Genomic DNA, 15,135 nt, shown 5'->3' on the forward strand with positions numbered 1-15,135 from the left:
GGCAGTTCCAGCAGCGCCGGGGCGCCGTCCAGGTGCGCTTTCCAGAAACCGACCTGGGCGTGCAGGCGTTCACCTTGCAGGTGCTGCTGTTGCCAGTTGGCGTAGTCGGCGTACTGCAGGGCCAGGGGGGGCAGCGGATCGTCAAGGCCCTGGCTGAACGCGGCGTAGAGCGCGTTGAACTCGCCGATCAACACCGCCACCGACCAACCGTCGGAGACGATGTGGTGCTGGGTCACCAACAGGATGTGTTCGTCCTCGGCCAGGCGCAGCAGGCGGCCGCGAATCAGCGGTCCCTGGCTCAGATCGAAGGCGTCCCGGGCTTCGGCCTGGGTGAGTTGGGTAACGGCGGTTTGCCGGGCATCGGCGTCCAAATCTTGCAGGTCGTGTTCCTGCAAGGCGAAGCCGCTGTCGGCGGCGGCGAAGCGCTGGCGGACCTCGCCGTCGCGGCGTTCGAAGGTGGTGCGCAGGCTTTCGTGACGGGCGACGATGCGGTCCAGGGCACGTTGCAAGGCGTGGCGATCCAGACTACCGCGCAGGTGCAACGCGGCGGGCATGTGGTAGGCAACACTGGCGGCGTGGTCCAGTTGATCGAGGAACCACAGGCGTTGCTGGGCCAGGGACAGCGGCAACGCCTGCTCGCGGGAAACCACGTCGATGGGCTGGACGTGGGAGTGACCGGCCTGTTCCACCCGTTGGGCCAGTTCGCTCAACGAGGTCTGGGCGAAGAGGGTGCGCAGGTCGATCTCGACGCCGAGGTCCTGGTGCAGGCGGGCCTGCAACTGCACGGTCAGCAGGGAATGGCCACCGAGTTCGAGGAAGCCGTCGTGACGGCCGACCTGATCCAGTTGCAGCAGATCTTTCCAGATCTCGGCGAGGGCGATTTCCGTGGTGCCCTGGGGCGCCTCGTAGGTTTTGCTGGCCAGGGCTTCCAGGCCGGGGGCTGGCAGGGCGCGGCGGTCGAGCTTGCCGTTGGCGGTCAGGGGCAGGGCATCGAGGTGCACGAAGGCACTGGGCACCATGTATTCGGGCAAGTGCTTGAGCAGGGTGCTGCGCAGTTGTTCGGCCGGGATCGGCTCGCCGCAGATATAGGCGACCAGACGCTTGCTTTCCGACTGCCCGGGGTGATCTTCACGGGCGATGACCACCACTTCACGAACACCCGGGCACAACGCCAGGGCCGCTTCGACTTCACCGATTTCGATGCGCAAACCGCGGATCTTCACTTGGAAGTCGTTGCGGCCCAAGTACTCCAGGGCGCCGTTGGCGAGCCAGCGGCCGAGGTCGCCGGTCTTGTACAGGCGTGCGTTCGGCTCGGTGCTGAACGGGTCGGCGATAAAGCGCTCGGCGCTCAATTGCGGTTGGTTCAGGTAACCCCTGGCCACGCCGATACCACCAATGTGGATTTCCCCGGCGACACCCAGCGGTTGTGGTGCGCCACGGCCATCGAGTACGTACATCTGGATATTGGCGATCGGCCGGCCGATGGGCACGCTTTCACCAGGGTCACTGGCGCGGCACCGCCAGGCCGTCACGTCGATGGCCGCCTCGGTCGGGCCATAGAGGTTGTGCAGCTCGATCTCTGGCAATTGCCGTTCGAAACGCCGTTGCAAGCTACGGGGCAGGGCTTCGCCGCTGCACAACACGCGTCGCAGGTCAGGGAAGGCCTGCCCGTCATGGTGTTCGAGAAACAGGTCGAGCATCGACGGCACGAAGTGCAACATCGTGACGCTGGCCTGACGCATCAGCCGGGCCAGGTAGTCCGGTTCCTGATGGCCGCCCGGGCGCGCCATGACCAGTTCGGCACCGGCCAGCAGCGGCAGGAAGAATTCCCAGACCGACACATCGAAACCGAACGGAGTCTTTTGCAACACGCGGTCGGTGGCATCGACGCCGTATTCATCCCGGGCCCACAGCAGACGGTTGACCACGCCTAGGTGTTCATTCATCACCCCCTTGGGGGTGCCGGTGGAACCGGAAGTGTAGAGCACGTAGGCCAGGTGAGTGGGGCTCAGGCCGAGGACTTGCGGGTCCGGGTTGTGTTCGGGGTGAGCGGCCAGTTGGGCGTAATTATCGAGGGCCAGCAGCGGGGCACTCGACGCTGGCAGCAGGCCTTGCAACGCCTGGCTGGTCAGTATGGCCCGAGGGCTGCTGTCGTCGAGCATGAATGCCTGGCGTGCATTCGGCAGGTCCGGGTCGATGGGCACGTAGGCCGCCCCAGCCTTGAGAACCCCCAGCAGGGCGACGACCATTTCCGGTCCCCGCCTCAGGCTCACGGCCACTCGGTCATCCGGTTTCACGCCCAGCTCGATCAGGCGATGGGCCAACCGATTGGCCTGGCGGTTGAGTTGTTCATAACTGAGCAGCGGCCCGGCATCGCCGCGCACGGCACAGGCGTGCGGACGCTGCCGGGCTTGCTGTTCGAACAATTGGTGAATCAACACATCCCGCGGATAGTCGCGGGCCGTGGCGTTGAATTCGACTTGCACGCCTTGCTGCTCGATGTGGCTCATGAGCGGGTACTGCCCCACGGGCGTTGCATGCTGCTCCAGCACTGCCTCGAGCATCGAGACGATGCGTTGTTGCAGGTGCCGGGCCTCTTCCAGACTGAAGTAGGCGGTGTTGAAGTTGAAATCCAGGTGGACGTCTTCGAACGGATGATAGTCGCGCACGAAGATCGCCATGGGCGTCTGCTCGTAGCCGTTGTCCATGGTGATGACCGTAGACGAAGTGCCTCCAAACTGATCGTCGCCATCCAGGCTTTCGAACGACAGTGATACGTCGAACAGCTGTCGACGCCCGGTCTGTGCCAGGCGCAGGGTGCGGTTGAGTTCGGCGATGGGGAAGCGCTGATGGCGGTAGCAGCGGCGCAGTTGCCCGCCGGCAGTGTGCATCAGGTCCAGCAGCGAGGCGTCGAAGTCGACGGGCAGGCGGATCGGACTGACCGAGGAAAACATGCCTGCGGTTTCTTTCGCCCGGGCAGTGGTGCGGTTATGCACGGGCATGCCGATGACGATTTCATCGACGCCCACGGTGCGGCAGAAATAGGTGGCGACCACGCTGATCAGCACATGGGCGACCGACAGGCTGCGTTCGCTGGAAAATTGCGTCAACGCGTTGTACAGCGCCCGGGGCAGCATCGCCTGGACTTGGGCACTGGGGGCCAGCTCATTGGCCAGGCCTGTCTTGAAATCGGCCCGGCGCTGCAGCAGCGACGGCGGCATCTGTGCGTAGGTTTCTTGCCAGAACTGGCGGTCGCGCTCATAGCGGGACGAGGCCAGGTAAGCCCGGTCATCTTCCAGGAACGACAGGTAGGAATGCCCTTGGGCGACTTCATCGTTGCCGGCCAGCAGCGCATTGTAGGCCGCCCCCACGGCATGGCCGATCAGGGCCACGCCAATGCCGTCGGTGACCAGGTGGTGGTAGCGGGCGAGCCAATAATGGCGGTTCGGACCGCAGCGGACCATGCGTGCCTCCCAGAGCCGGCCCGTCAATGATTCAAAGGGCTGGCGAAAGGCGTTGCGCAGATAGTCCATGGCCAGGCCGGCCTCGGCGTCGGCCTCGGAGAACTCCACCACCTCCATGTTTACCTTGACCTCGGGCAGCACTCGCTGACGGCCGGTGCCGCCTTCATGACTGAAGCTCAGGCGCAGGGTGTCGTGCCGGTTGGCGACCAACTCGATGGCTTTCTCGAACAATGCAATGTCGATCTGGCCCTTGATCTCCAGGGACATGCCGATGTTGTAGTAGGGCAGGTCCGGGTGTGCGAGCTGATCCAGCCAGATGCCCTGCTGGACGGAGGCCAGCTCGTGGGACGCGGAGTCTTGGGTAGGCAACATATCGGTCGACGAATCCATTTCGGAGCACCTGCTTGCAGAATCGATTGAGGTTTTTCTCCGTTCGAATGGCAGTGGTGAAGGCCTGGACGACTGCCAGTCGGCGGAATCAATAGCCGTGGAGAAGGACATCGGAGGCGGCGCTAAGCGCTGGGTGCGACGGGGTGGCGAGGGCTGCGTTGCGAGCCGTCGAGGGTCCCGTCCTGCCGTTCGGCTGCGCCTGATATCCCTTCACAAAGTGTGAAAAAATTAGAGCATCCGCCTTGGGATGTCTGTCATGGGAAGCAGGGACAACGGCGCGGAACGTGGCTTTGCGGCGCTTGGGCGTGGTCGCGCGAGTCTGTTATACCAACGGCCCTGAGTGTGCTTGCGAGGGTCGAAACATGCCATTAACCGCCGAATCGGACCGCCCAGCGACGAAGTTCTGGAGCTTGTCCCGCTTCCCCAATCACCCACAGGCAGGCGCGGTCGACGTGATCGATGCGCTGGCGATTTCCAAAGAGGAATTCACCCGCCGCTACGTCAATCGCAACCGTCCCTGCCTGGTCAAGAATGCGGTACGGCATTGGCCGGCTTTCCAGAAATGGCAACGCCTGGACTACCTCAAGGCGCACTCGCGCAACAGTGCGGTGGTGGTGCGCTCGCAGATCGTTTCCGAGGTCATCGGTTGGTCCAACCCAAAGGTCAAGGCCGAGCTGACCGAGTATGCCAACACGGTCTATCGGGAAATGCCGTTCCACCAGTTTCTCGACGACCTGAACGTGGGTGATTCACCGTTGGTGGCCGATAGCTGCCGGTTCTCCGAAGGCTCGGCCATCGAGCCGATGAAGGAGGATGTCGGTGGGTTGCCTTTCATGCCGCAGTTGGGCAAATCCCGGCACTACCCGCCCCATCGCAGTTTCCTGTACCGCAACTCCTACACCGATTGGCACTTCCATGTCGTCGACGAAACGTTCATGGCCCAGGTCGTCGGTGCCAAGGAAGTGTTGCTGTTACCGCCGGACGAAGCCAGCTGGAGGGCCTTGCGTCCAGTGATCGAGGAGGCGGGCTACCTGTACGACATCGACACCGGGCGTTTCCCTGGCACTCGAGCGTTGCGGGCACTGCGTACGGTGGTGGAACCGGGGGATGCGCTGTACATCCCGGTCTACTGGTGGCACGCCGTGCAATCGATGGACGATGAATTCGGCGCAACCGTCGCGGCGACGTTCCCGACGCCCTTGCATGTCAGTGGCAACATCAGCTCGCCCATCGCCAGGCGGGTGTTGCGGACCTATCTGTTTTCCCGTTTTGCGCCGTTGATACTTGGCGCGGTGCTTTACTCCCTGGCCTATCGGCTGCTGGACAAGTTGATCGGTGTGGTCACGCCTCGCGATGTGCGCCCATGAGCGTTGGGAGCGGCCGCCGGGGTTTTGACCTGGGGCGCGGTTTCTATTTCCTCTGGTGCGGCGAGTCGCTGGCAGTGGTGGGTACGGCGTTGATGGAGTTCGCCCTGGGGGTCTGGGTGTACAACCATACCGGTTCGGCGGTGGCCTTCGCCAACGTGGTACTGGCGGCGACATTGCCTGCAGTGTTGTTCTTGCCCTTGGCGGGTGGGCTGGCCGATCGGATCAGCCATCGGGTGATCATTGTCTGTTGCGATGTGACCCTGGCGGTGCTGCTCCTCGGGGTCATGGCGCTGCTCTGGTTCGAACGCCTGGAGCCATTGCACCTGTACAATTTCAATTGCCTGGCGTCGATTGTCGGCGCCTTTCGCAAACCGGCCTATCAGGCCGCTGTCAGTACGATTGTCGCCCCTGACAAGTTCACCCGGGCCTCGGGGTTGATCAGTATCAGCAAGAACGCGTCGGCCCTGGTGGCACCGTTGTTGGCGGGGGCGATCATGGCCAGTGCCGGGTTGGTGACGATCCTGGCGGTGGACCTGATGACCTTCTGCTCCGGCACCTTGCTGGTGATCAAGGCGTTCTCCCATGTGCGAGAAGCGCCGGGTCGTCAGGACGGCGGGCCCAAAGGCACGGTGTTTGGCGGGGCGCTGGGAAATGTCGTCGCGGCGCTGAAGTTCTTTGTCGCCGAGCGGCTGATGGCGGGGCTGCTGGTCTACACCATGATGCGCACGGCGCTGTTGTCACTGGCCACCCTGATGATGACGCCGTTGCTGCTATCGACCCTGGGCAGCCAAGCCTTGGGCATGGCCTACACCTGGGCGGCTCTGGGTGGGCTGGCGGGCGCGGGGCTGCTGATCTCGATGGGCAATCCGCGTCGGTTGATGGCGCTGGTGGCGGTGGCCGATCTGTTGTTGGCGGGCTGCGTCGTCGCCTTGGGGCTGGTCTCGCAGACTTTCGCCTACTGCGCACTGGCCTTTGTCGCAATCACCATGGCGAGCATCGCCGACGCCAGCGTGAACTCGCTGTGGATGCGCAGGATCCCCGCCGGCAGCCGTGCCAGTGTGTTTGCGTTGATCAGTATGTTGACCATCGCCACCACCAGCCTGGCGGTGATCATCGGCGGTTTCCTGGTGGACCACTGGTTCCAGCCAGCGCTGATGCCTGGCGGGCTTTATGCCGACTCGATCGGACGCTGGCTGGGCGTAGGGCCGGGGCGTGGCGTGGGGTTGCTGTTCGTGGTGGCCGGCGGGTTGTTCGCGTTCCTGCCATTGAGCGTCTTGCTGTATGGGCCGATGCGTCGACTGGACGAGCCCCCGGCGCCGGTGGCGGCCGCGCGGATGATCGAAAACCCCCAGGCCGAGCCCCTGTAATGCCGGTCGGCCCGGTGTACCTGATTCCCGTGACAGACAGCCCAAGCCCGGTGGGTCAACCTTGGCAGGCTCTCCTGCTACGCCCTCTCACCCGGCGGACAGGACTCTCTGGCATCGCCAGCGGAATCGACAACCTCAATAAAAGGAGTACCTATGCGCCCGTCGTTTTATGATCCCAGCCGTTTTCCGCAACTGAAGAACCTGGCCGACAACTGGGAAGTGATCCGCGAGGAATTTCTGGCCCTCAATGCGCCAACCCTGACGATCAACCGCGTGGGCAAGCAGATCGCCGAGATCGTCGAGGAGATCGACGCTCACATGGCGGCTGGGGGAGAGTATGGCTGGCTCTGGGGATGGGGCGACGACATGGATATCATGCCGGAGTGGACCCAATACGGCCTGGTGGCCTACGACACCCCGATCCCCTACGCCCGCGACGCCATGCCCGGGACCATCGAGCTGCTGAGCAAGATTCCCGGCATCAAGCTTTGCGCCTTATTGCGCATGGAACCCAATGTGTTCCTCGGTACGCATTCCCATACCGGCACTTGGGAAGAAGGCCTGCTGCACATGCAATTGACCATCGATGCGCCTACCACACAGAACTATGCCTACCTTAATGTCAATGGCAGCTTTAACCAGAGCACCAACGGTAACCTGGTGATTTTCGATGGATCCCTGGATCACTTTGCGGTCAATGCGTCCAGGGCTCACCGTACGGTGCTGTACCTTGAGTTTCATCGTGAGAAGCACATGGTGGCTTGATGTGAATCCATGTCACCGGGAGGGGTGGCGACCGAAAGATTGAGGTCGCCGCAGCCCCCTTTTGTGGAAGCGAGCTTGCTCGCGATAGCGGTGGGTCAGTTTGCATTGATATTGGATGTGCCGCCGTCTTCGCGGGCAAGCCCGCTCCCACATTGGTTTTGGGGGGGGGCACAGAACTTACATCCACCACAACTCCCCTGTGGGAGCGGGCTTGCTCGCGATAGCGGTGGTTCAGCTGGCAGGGATGTTGGATGTGCCGCTGTCTTCGCGGGCAAGCCCGCTCCCACATTGGTTTGGGGTGTTCACAGAGCTTACATCCACCACAACTCCCCTGTGGGAGCGAGCTTGCTCGCGATGACGGCGGCACAGTCAATACCAATGCAAGCTGAACCACCGCTATCGCGAGCAAGCTCAGCTCCCACGGGTTTTGCACTGCGCTCTATCCGGTCAGTCAGACCACCGTCGATTCGAGGGTCGATTCCAGGAAGTGGAAGGCGGTGTGTTTCGAGCGATGGGTCGACTCGAAGAACGCCAAATGGCTGCCATTACGCTCCACATGCAGCAAAGCGTCACTGATGGACTCGGCAATGTGCTTGGAACCACCAATGTGGGTGGTTTCATCGGCATCGCCGGCGACGACCAGGGTGGGCGCCGTGATCTGCTCCAGCCGCGACTTCAACTCAGTCTTGTTCAGCGCATCGTTGAGTCGCGCATAGCGATAGAACAGCTCTTCGTTGACATAGGGGTAGAGCGCCGCATGGGCGATGGAGTCCGGAATGGTCGCCAGGGTCGCCTGGTCCAGGAACAACGCCTGCAGGTCGCTGGCTTCGTTGCGGTCCACGGCGGCCGATTCCATCAGCCATTCGAAGTTCTGCTGGTGGGTGGTGCGCAGGCTGTCGTCGCCCAGATTGTAATCGCCGTGCCACAAGCTCAGGGAATTGACCCGGTCGGTGTGTATGGCAGCTGCGCTGAGGGCGATCACCGCGCCACCGCAGATACCCATCAAGTGCGCGCTTTGCAGACCATAGTGGTTCATCACATTGATCAGATCGCCCACCTGGGCATCGGTGTCCACGGACAATTGATCGAAGGAGGTGCAGGAACCGAACAGCCCCCGGGTTTCCCAGGTGACCACGAAGAACCTTTCACTCAGCGCATTGAACCAGTCGCGACACAAGTCGAACGGCATGCCGCAGGGCAGGGCGAGAACGATGGCCGGGCGGTTTCGATCGGTGCTGGCGTGCACCGACAGCGCCACGTTGTCGCGGGTAATCAGGTGCAGTGTCTCGACCTCGGGCACCGCACCGCTGAAATCGAAGTGTCTGACCAGGCGCCCGAAGTCCTTGGCACTGTCGACATCGTCGAAGTGGTCATAGGCAAACTCGAGCGCCTGGCAGATTTTCTTGCTGATGAACATCTCGAAAGACGACAGCTGCGCCTCGCCGTCATGCACGTACTGCACGGCTTTGACGCCGATCCTGGCGAACGCGGCGCTGACCGCGCGCTCCGTGGCTCTCACGCTGGAGGACGCCTGGTCGGGCGCCACGTCACTGCCCGGAGCCAAAAAGCTCAGGCAGATAGGATCGGGCAAATGGATGGCAAGGTGCCTAAGCATCCTTACGGTCTCACACAGGCGCGTCGCTGCGTCGGTGGAAGTAGTCATGGATTGGGGACTCCTGTCAGGCACGTTGCGCATGCCAACTGTCATATGGCATTGAAAAGATCAGACGGCTTCGAATTTCTTGCCTCGGGTCGTGTGGGTGACAAGGCGATTGTATGCAGGGGTCGTCTCGCCGATGACCTGCACCGCGCCGTACTTTTCAAGGCTGATACGTCCACCGTATTCCTCGATGTGGTCGGAGTCCGGGTAGATCTTCACGAACGACGGTACATAACGCGAGGCGAAGCCCATGCGCATGTCCTGGGACTCGCCGCTGTGGGGATAGGAGGCGTGCATCAGGGTCGACCAGAAAATGATGAACTGGCCGGCTTTCATCTGCATGGGTACGGCGGAGGCTTCGTCGGGCTTCCAGTTTTCGTCAATCTGTAGCTGACGATAGTCGTAGCCGAAGAAACCGCGCCGCACACCATCCTTGACCACCGAGCTGTTGTTGGCATCGGGATCGTAGGCCATGCGCTTGGTTTCGTCGTAGTTCATGCTGTTCTGGGTGCCGGGAATGAACTGCAGGCAACCGTTGGCGATGTTGGCGTCGGTGAAGGCGGTCCAGACGGTGATGGTGCCGCCGAAGTCTTCGTTTTCCGGCCAGAGAATCTGCGGCTTGCCCGAGGCGTTGGCGAAGGTGTCGGCCTGGTGCCAGTCGGTGCCTTCGTCGCCCGGGTATTTAGGGAAAAATTCAGTGCGCCAGCACAGCACGTCCGGGCCGAGGATGCTCTCGACGCGGTCGCAGATTTGCGGACGGCAGATGTGGCTGGCGAGGAATTCGTCGTCCAGGTGGCGATCGTAGTTGGCAATGTTGGTGCCGCCGGAGATCGCATCCAGGTCCTGGTAGGCCGCGGCACTGCGGTCGAGCAGGCGCAGACGGGTGCGCTTCCAGGTTTCTTTCATTTCTTCTGGCGAATAGGCGTCGAACGGTCCGATGAAGCCGTTCTTTTCAAAGGACGCACGTTCTTCCGGGGTCAAGGCGAATTTTTTGCTCATGAGCTTTTCCTTTTCGATCAATGGGATTGAACAAGGGAGCGCTGGATACAGCCGGCCAACACTTTGGCGGTCGCGCCATCTGCCAGCACACCTGGGTCGAGGTTGACCCGGTAATGGGCCTTGAACGTGCTCAACGAGCGGATCAGGGCCAGGGAGGTGCCGCCGAAATCGAAGAAATCATCGTTCAGGCCGATGTTCTTCAGGCCGATGTCGTCCGACCAGACCTTGAGCACGAACTGCTCCTGCTCGGTGAGGCCCGGTTCGCTGGCGTGGTCCACGGTCGAGGTGGTGGAATCGGGCGAGGGCAGGCGGCCCTTGTCGATCTTGCCGTGGTCGGTGACCGGCAACGCGGCCAGTGGAATGTAGGCCGAGGGGCGCATGTAGTCCGGCAGGTTCGCGGCCACCTGTGCGGCCACTTCGCTGCGCACCTGTTCGGTCCAGGCCGAGACGCCATGGGTCGGCACCACGTAGGTGACCAGGCGCCAGTCGCCATCGCCGTAATCGTGACCGGCCACGTGGGCGGCGGCGACGGCGGGGCTGGCTTGCAGGCACGCCTCGACTTCGCCCGGCTCGATACGGAACCCGCGGATCTTCAGTTGTTCATCGCAACGACCGGCGTAGCGGTACTCGCCGTCGTCTCCCAGTACCAGCAGGTCGCCGGTGCGATAGGCACGGCCCGAAGTGCCCGGCAACCGGATGAAGCGCTGGGCGTTCAGGGCGGGACGATTCAGGTAGCCCAGGGCGACCCCGGCGCCTTCGATGTACAGCTCACCGGCGTTGCCTTGGGCCACCGGTTGTTGATCGGCGTCGAGCAGGTGCAGGCGCCAGCCGTCCAGCGGCGTGCCGATGGACACCATGGCGGCGCTTTCCAGGTCCTGGCCAAGCACACGTTTGAAGGTGGTGTGGACGGTGGCTTCGGTGATGCCGTACATGTTGATCAATTGCGGGGCCGCGTCGCCGTACTTGTCGAACCACGGGCGCAGGGCCTTGACGTCCAGCGCCTCGCCGCCGAACACCACATAGCGCAGGGCTAGTGGCGCAGTGGCAGAGCGGTCCGCCTCATCCAGGCCGCGGAACGCCGATGGCGTCTGGCTCAGGACAGTCACGCCCTGGTCGGCCAGCCATTGACGCGTGCCACTTGGCGAGCGCGAAACATCGTAGGGCACCACGGCGACGTGGCCTCCGTGGGCGAGGGCGCCCCAGATTTCCCACACCGAAAAGTCGAAACCGATGGAGTGGAACATCGACCAGACGTCGTTTTCGGTGAAGGCGAACGAGCGTTGGGTACTGTCCAACAGGCGGCTGACGTTACCGTGCGCAACCAATACACCCTTGGGCTCGCCGGTGGAACCGGAGGTATAGATGACATAGGCCGCGGCCTCGTCGGGGTTGCGGCGGTCGTTGGCGGGCAGCGGTTGCAGGGTCGGGCCGGCCAGCAGCTCGGCCAGGGACAGGACGCGTACGGACGCGCTCTGGGGCAGGTCGGCGAGTTCACCGATCATCAGGCCCAGGCCGCTGTCGCGCACGATGTGTTCGACCCGCTTGCCGGGGTATTGCGGGTCGACCGGGACGTAGGCGCCGCCGGCCTTGAGGATGCCCAGCAGACTGATGACCAGGTCGACGCCACGTGGCAGGCACATCCCCACCAGCATGCCGTCCTGGACGCCTTCCTGGCGAAGCCTGGCCGCCAGCTGCGACGAAGCCGTGTCGAGTTGTGCGTAGCTCAATGAGCGAGAGGCGTCGGAAACCGCGGTTCGCTCAGGGAATTCACGGGCCCGGGCGACGAATGTTTCATGCAGGAATGCACCGGGCGTGAGGGGGGCTGGCGCGGGGTTGACCGATCCGCCAGTGTTCTTAATCGGCATGACTAACGCTCCTGTTAAATGCCAGGCACAGCGTGTTTGCGTGTCGCAAACCGATGTGCTCGAGACGTCACTGCGACCCACGGCATCGTTTGCGGTACCTGTGCAATTCGCAGCTGACGCATTTCAGCACCGACTTCGTGCCGGCGTCTGTCGCGGGAAATGGGGACAAAGATCAGCCGCTCCGCAAACGGCCCGAGTAAACACCATGACCCCTCTGTCCCGGTTTGCGGTGCCAGACATCATCCCGGATCAGTGTTTTTATCCTTGCCCGATGGTGGGGCACATTGGTCCGGCCCTGCGACGTGGATCCGACGATCCGTGGTTCAGGAGTTATTCATGAGTCTTCAAACTGACGCATCGCCCGTCATGCCCGCTGAGGGGATGGCGGATTCGCTTGTCTGGCCAGGTCACGGGGCCGGCGAATCGGTCAGGCTGTCATTGCTCGCCGACGATTTGAGTTTGCCGGTGGTGATCGAGCCGATCGGACCAGGGCTGGATCCTTCGTTGTGGGCCAACACCCATCGCGAGGCCATCGAGGCGTTGCTGTGTCGTCACGGCGCGGTGCTGTTTCGTGGTTTTGACCTCGGTTCGGTGCCGGCCTTCGAGGCGTTCGCCGAAGCCTTGTCGCCCGGGTTGCACGGCAGCTACGGCGACTTGCCGAAGAAGGAGGGCGGACGCAACGTCTACCGCTCCACGCCGTATCCGGAGCGCGAGATGATCCTGTATCACAACGAGAGCTCGCACCTGGAAAGCTGGCCGCGCAAGCAATGGTTCTACTGCGAGCAGCCGTCACGGGTTGGCGGTGCGACGCCGCTGGCCGACATCCGGCAAGTGCTGCAAAGACTGCCGCCGCAGGTGGTGGCTCGGTTCGAACAAAAAGGCCTGATGTACAGCCGCACCTTTACCGCTGGCGTCGAACCGAGCTGGGCATCGTTCTTCGGTACCAGCGACCGCGCGGCCGTCGAACAGCGATGCCGGGAACAGGGCACCGATTTCGAATGGCTCGACGACGAAACCCTTCAGGTGCGCACCCTCTGTCCAGCGGTTATCCAGCATCCGGTGACCGGGGAGCGGGCCTTTTTCAATCAGGTACAGCTGCACCATCCGTTCTGTCTCGGCGAGGAAATGCGCGAAGACCTGCTTGATATGTTCGGCGCCGATCGTCTGCCGCGCATGGTCAGTTACGGCGATGGAACGCCGATTGAAGACGACGTCATGGCATTGCTCGGTGAGGCCTATGAGGCCTGTGCGGTCAGGTTCGCCTGGCGCAAGGGCGATGTGGTGATGCTCGACAACATGTTGGCCGCCCACGCTCGCGACCCTTACGAGGAACCACGCCTCATCGTTGTGGCGATGGGCGAAATGACCGCCCGGGGCGATGTATGGCGACCGGCGTGAGCCCTTTCGCGACTCCATTGAAGGATAGCAACCCATGAAAAAAGAGAAGAAAGCGAAGAAGCCCAAGCCAGGCTCGGTCATGCGCCTGCTGTGGCGTAACCATCCCTGGCTGACGCTCTTTACGTTGATCTGCGGTGTCATCAGCGGGGTGGCGTCCATCGCGGTGGTGAGCGTGATCAACGAGGCTATCCACAATGACGGCTCGCGCCTGCATGCGCTGTACTGGTTCATCGGGCTCAGTGCCACGGCGCTGATCCTGCGCAACGGTGCGGCGCTGTTCCCGGCCTACGCCAGCATGCGGATCATGACGCGCTTGCGCATTGCGCTATGCCGCAAGATTCTCGCCACGCCCCTGGAAGAAGTGGACCGGCGTGGCCCGCCCAATGTGCTGACGATGTTGACCAACGACATCCCGCAATTGAATACGACACTGATCATCATGCCCACGATACTGGTGGAGACGACGGTCTTTCTGTTCGGCATCGGCTACCTGGCCTACCTGTCCTGGGTCGTGCTGGCCTTGACGGTTTCACTGATGATTCTGGGGGTGGGGCTGTATCTGTTCTTCTTTTCCTGTGGCGTGCGGAACACCTCTCGTGTGCGGGACGAATACACCGCGTTCAATGAATACACCCACGCTCTGGTGTTCGGCCTCAAGGAACTCAAGCTCAATGGCGTGCGGCGCCGTTGGTTCGGTCGCTCGGCCATCGAGGCGTCTTCCACCCGGGTGGCGCGCTACAACTTCGTCGAGCGCCTGTGGTACACCGCCGCCGACAACGTCGGGCAATTCACGCTGTCGTTGCTGATCGGTTGCCTGCTGTTCGCCGCGCCCCTGGTCGGTGCCATCGATCCGAAAATCATGACCGCCAGCGTCCTGGCCGTGTTGTACATCATGGGCCCGCTGTCGTTGCTGGTCGGGGCGATGCCCTTGCTGGCGGCGGGACGGGTGGCGTGTACGCGTCTTTCGGAGTTCGGTTTCTCGATCAACGATCCGCACCCGGAACCCATCGAGACCGACGTGGCCAAGGTTCATCTGCTGGAGCACAAGAAGTCGTGGAATCGCATCGAATTGAAAGCCGTGCGCATGCATTACCAGGAGTTGCACGCCGAGACCGGTTTTTCCCTGGGGCCCATCGACCTGACGGTGCAGGCAGGCGAGTTGATCTACATTGTCGGTGGCAACGGTTGCGGTAAAAGCACCTTGGCCAAGCTCCTCTGCGGGCTCTACATCCCCCAGGAGGGTGAGGTCCAGCTCGATGGCAAGCCTGTCACGGATGAAAATCGCAACGACTATCGCGATCTGTTCTCCGCGGTGTTCTCCGATTTCCATCTGTTCAACCGCCTCATCGGCCCCGACGAAGAGGACGGCAGCCCGACACTGGCGAGCAAGTACCTGGAAACCCTGGGGCTGGCCGACAAGATCAAGATCGAAGGGCAGGGGTATTCAACCCTGAAGGCCTTGTCCTATGGCCAGCAAAAACGCCTGGCACTGGTGTGCGCTTACATGGAAGACCGGTCGGTCTACGTGCTGGACGAATGGGCCGCGGACCAGGATCCACCGTTCAAGAAGTTCTTCTACGAGGAACTGCTGCCCGACCTCAAGCGTCGTGGCAAGACGGTGCTGATCATTACCCATGACGACCAGTATTTCCAACTGGCTGATCGCATCATCAAGTTGTCGGATGGCCAGATCGTTTCCGACATCAACTGCGCCTTGCGCGACAAGCGAGCCTGAATGTCCATCCAGGCCCCATCATCCGGCTTGCGATGTCGCGACAGTACCGCTGAAAAATCGTGAAAAACGCTTGGCATCAACTTCACCCGGCAGACGTGCGTCCAGCGCCGGGTGGCGATGCCATG

The 15,135-nt window shown here is 62.4% G+C and carries 9 protein-coding genes; 5 read left to right on the forward strand and 4 right to left on the reverse strand.

Features of this window, described 5'->3' with window-relative positions; genetic code table 11:
* On the reverse strand, positions 1 to 3,854 hold a 3,854-nt coding region (locus BT125_RS27555), incomplete at its 3' end, for a non-ribosomal peptide synthetase (protein ID WP_170866880.1).
* A 362-nt stretch (positions 3,855 to 4,216) separates the two neighbouring features.
* Between BT125_RS27555 and BT125_RS27560 the strand changes: the two genes are divergently transcribed.
* From BT125_RS27560 to BT125_RS27570, 3 genes are all read left to right on the forward strand, one after another.
* Positions 4,217 to 5,221: a cupin-like domain-containing protein gene (locus BT125_RS27560; RefSeq protein ID WP_072412266.1), complete on the forward strand. Its 1,005-nt coding sequence runs from the start codon at positions 4,217 to 4,219 to the stop codon at positions 5,219 to 5,221.
* A complete protein-coding gene (locus BT125_RS27565; protein WP_072412268.1) occupies positions 5,218 to 6,588 on the forward strand; it encodes an MFS transporter in 1,371 nt (456 codons plus the stop codon). The genes BT125_RS27560 and BT125_RS27565 overlap by 4 nt, the downstream gene beginning before the upstream one ends.
* Positions 6,589 to 6,741: 153 nt before the next feature.
* On the forward strand, positions 6,742 to 7,353 hold the full coding sequence (locus BT125_RS27570; protein WP_072412270.1) for an aspartyl/asparaginyl beta-hydroxylase domain-containing protein: 612 nt from the start codon (positions 6,742 to 6,744) through the stop codon (positions 7,351 to 7,353).
* Between the two features lie 451 nt (positions 7,354 to 7,804).
* Here BT125_RS27570 and syrC read toward each other — a convergent pair whose 3' ends face one another.
* Genes syrC through BT125_RS27585 form a run of 3 tightly spaced genes read right to left on the reverse strand, consistent with a single transcriptional unit; the run spans position 7,805 to position 11,877 of the window.
* Positions 7,805 to 9,016, reverse strand: coding sequence for a syringomycin E biosynthesis aminoacyltransferase SyrC (gene syrC, locus BT125_RS27575; RefSeq protein WP_072412272.1), 1,212 nt, complete (start codon positions 9,014 to 9,016; stop codon positions 7,805 to 7,807).
* A gap of 60 nt (positions 9,017 to 9,076) precedes the next feature.
* Positions 9,077 to 10,012, reverse strand: a complete 936-nt coding sequence (gene syrB2 / locus BT125_RS27580; RefSeq protein ID WP_072412274.1) for a syringomycin E biosynthesis L-threonyl-[L-threonyl-carrier protein] 4-chlorinase SyrB2 — start codon at positions 10,010 to 10,012, stop codon at positions 9,077 to 9,079.
* Between the two features lie 17 nt (positions 10,013 to 10,029).
* A complete protein-coding gene (locus tag BT125_RS27585; protein WP_072412276.1) occupies positions 10,030 to 11,877 on the reverse strand; it encodes an amino acid adenylation domain-containing protein in 1,848 nt (615 codons plus the stop codon).
* A 336-nt stretch (positions 11,878 to 12,213) separates the two neighbouring features.
* Between BT125_RS27585 and BT125_RS27590 the strand changes: the two genes are divergently transcribed.
* A complete protein-coding gene (locus BT125_RS27590; RefSeq protein WP_072412278.1) occupies positions 12,214 to 13,275 on the forward strand; it encodes a TauD/TfdA family dioxygenase in 1,062 nt (353 codons plus the stop codon).
* A gap of 34 nt (positions 13,276 to 13,309) precedes the next feature.
* The gene (locus BT125_RS27595) at positions 13,310 to 15,010 is read left to right on the forward strand and encodes a cyclic peptide export ABC transporter (protein ID WP_072412280.1); all 1,701 of its coding nucleotides are present in this window, start codon (positions 13,310 to 13,312) and stop codon (positions 15,008 to 15,010) included.
* Positions 15,011 to 15,135: the final 125 nt, after the last annotated feature.

The sequence above is a fragment of the Pseudomonas sp. NFACC04-2 genome, from assembly GCF_900119265.1.
Classification (GTDB): domain Bacteria; phylum Pseudomonadota; class Gammaproteobacteria; order Pseudomonadales; family Pseudomonadaceae; genus Aquipseudomonas; species Aquipseudomonas fluorescens_AA.

Excerpts from the sequence above, each read along its gene's own strand:
- BT125_RS27590 (WP_072412278.1), top strand. The coding sequence starts at position 12,214 with ATGAGTCTTCAAACTGACGCATCGCCCGTCATGCCCGCTGAGGGGATG.
- BT125_RS27565 (WP_072412268.1), top strand. The coding sequence starts at position 5,218 with ATGAGCGTTGGGAGCGGCCGCCGGGGTTTTGACCTGGGGCGCGGTTTC.
- BT125_RS27570 (WP_072412270.1), top strand. The coding sequence starts at position 6,742 with ATGCGCCCGTCGTTTTATGATCCCAGCCGTTTTCCGCAACTGAAGAAC.
- BT125_RS27560 (WP_072412266.1), top strand. The coding sequence starts at position 4,217 with ATGCCATTAACCGCCGAATCGGACCGCCCAGCGACGAAGTTCTGGAGC.
- syrB2 (WP_072412274.1), bottom strand. The coding sequence starts at position 10,012 with ATGAGCAAAAAATTCGCCTTGACCCCGGAAGAACGTGCGTCCTTTGAA.
- syrC (WP_072412272.1), bottom strand. The coding sequence starts at position 9,016 with ATGACTACTTCCACCGACGCAGCGACGCGCCTGTGTGAGACCGTAAGG.
- BT125_RS27585 (WP_072412276.1), bottom strand. The coding sequence starts at position 11,877 with ATGCCGATTAAGAACACTGGCGGATCGGTCAACCCCGCGCCAGCCCCC.
- BT125_RS27595 (WP_072412280.1), top strand. The coding sequence starts at position 13,310 with ATGAAAAAAGAGAAGAAAGCGAAGAAGCCCAAGCCAGGCTCGGTCATG.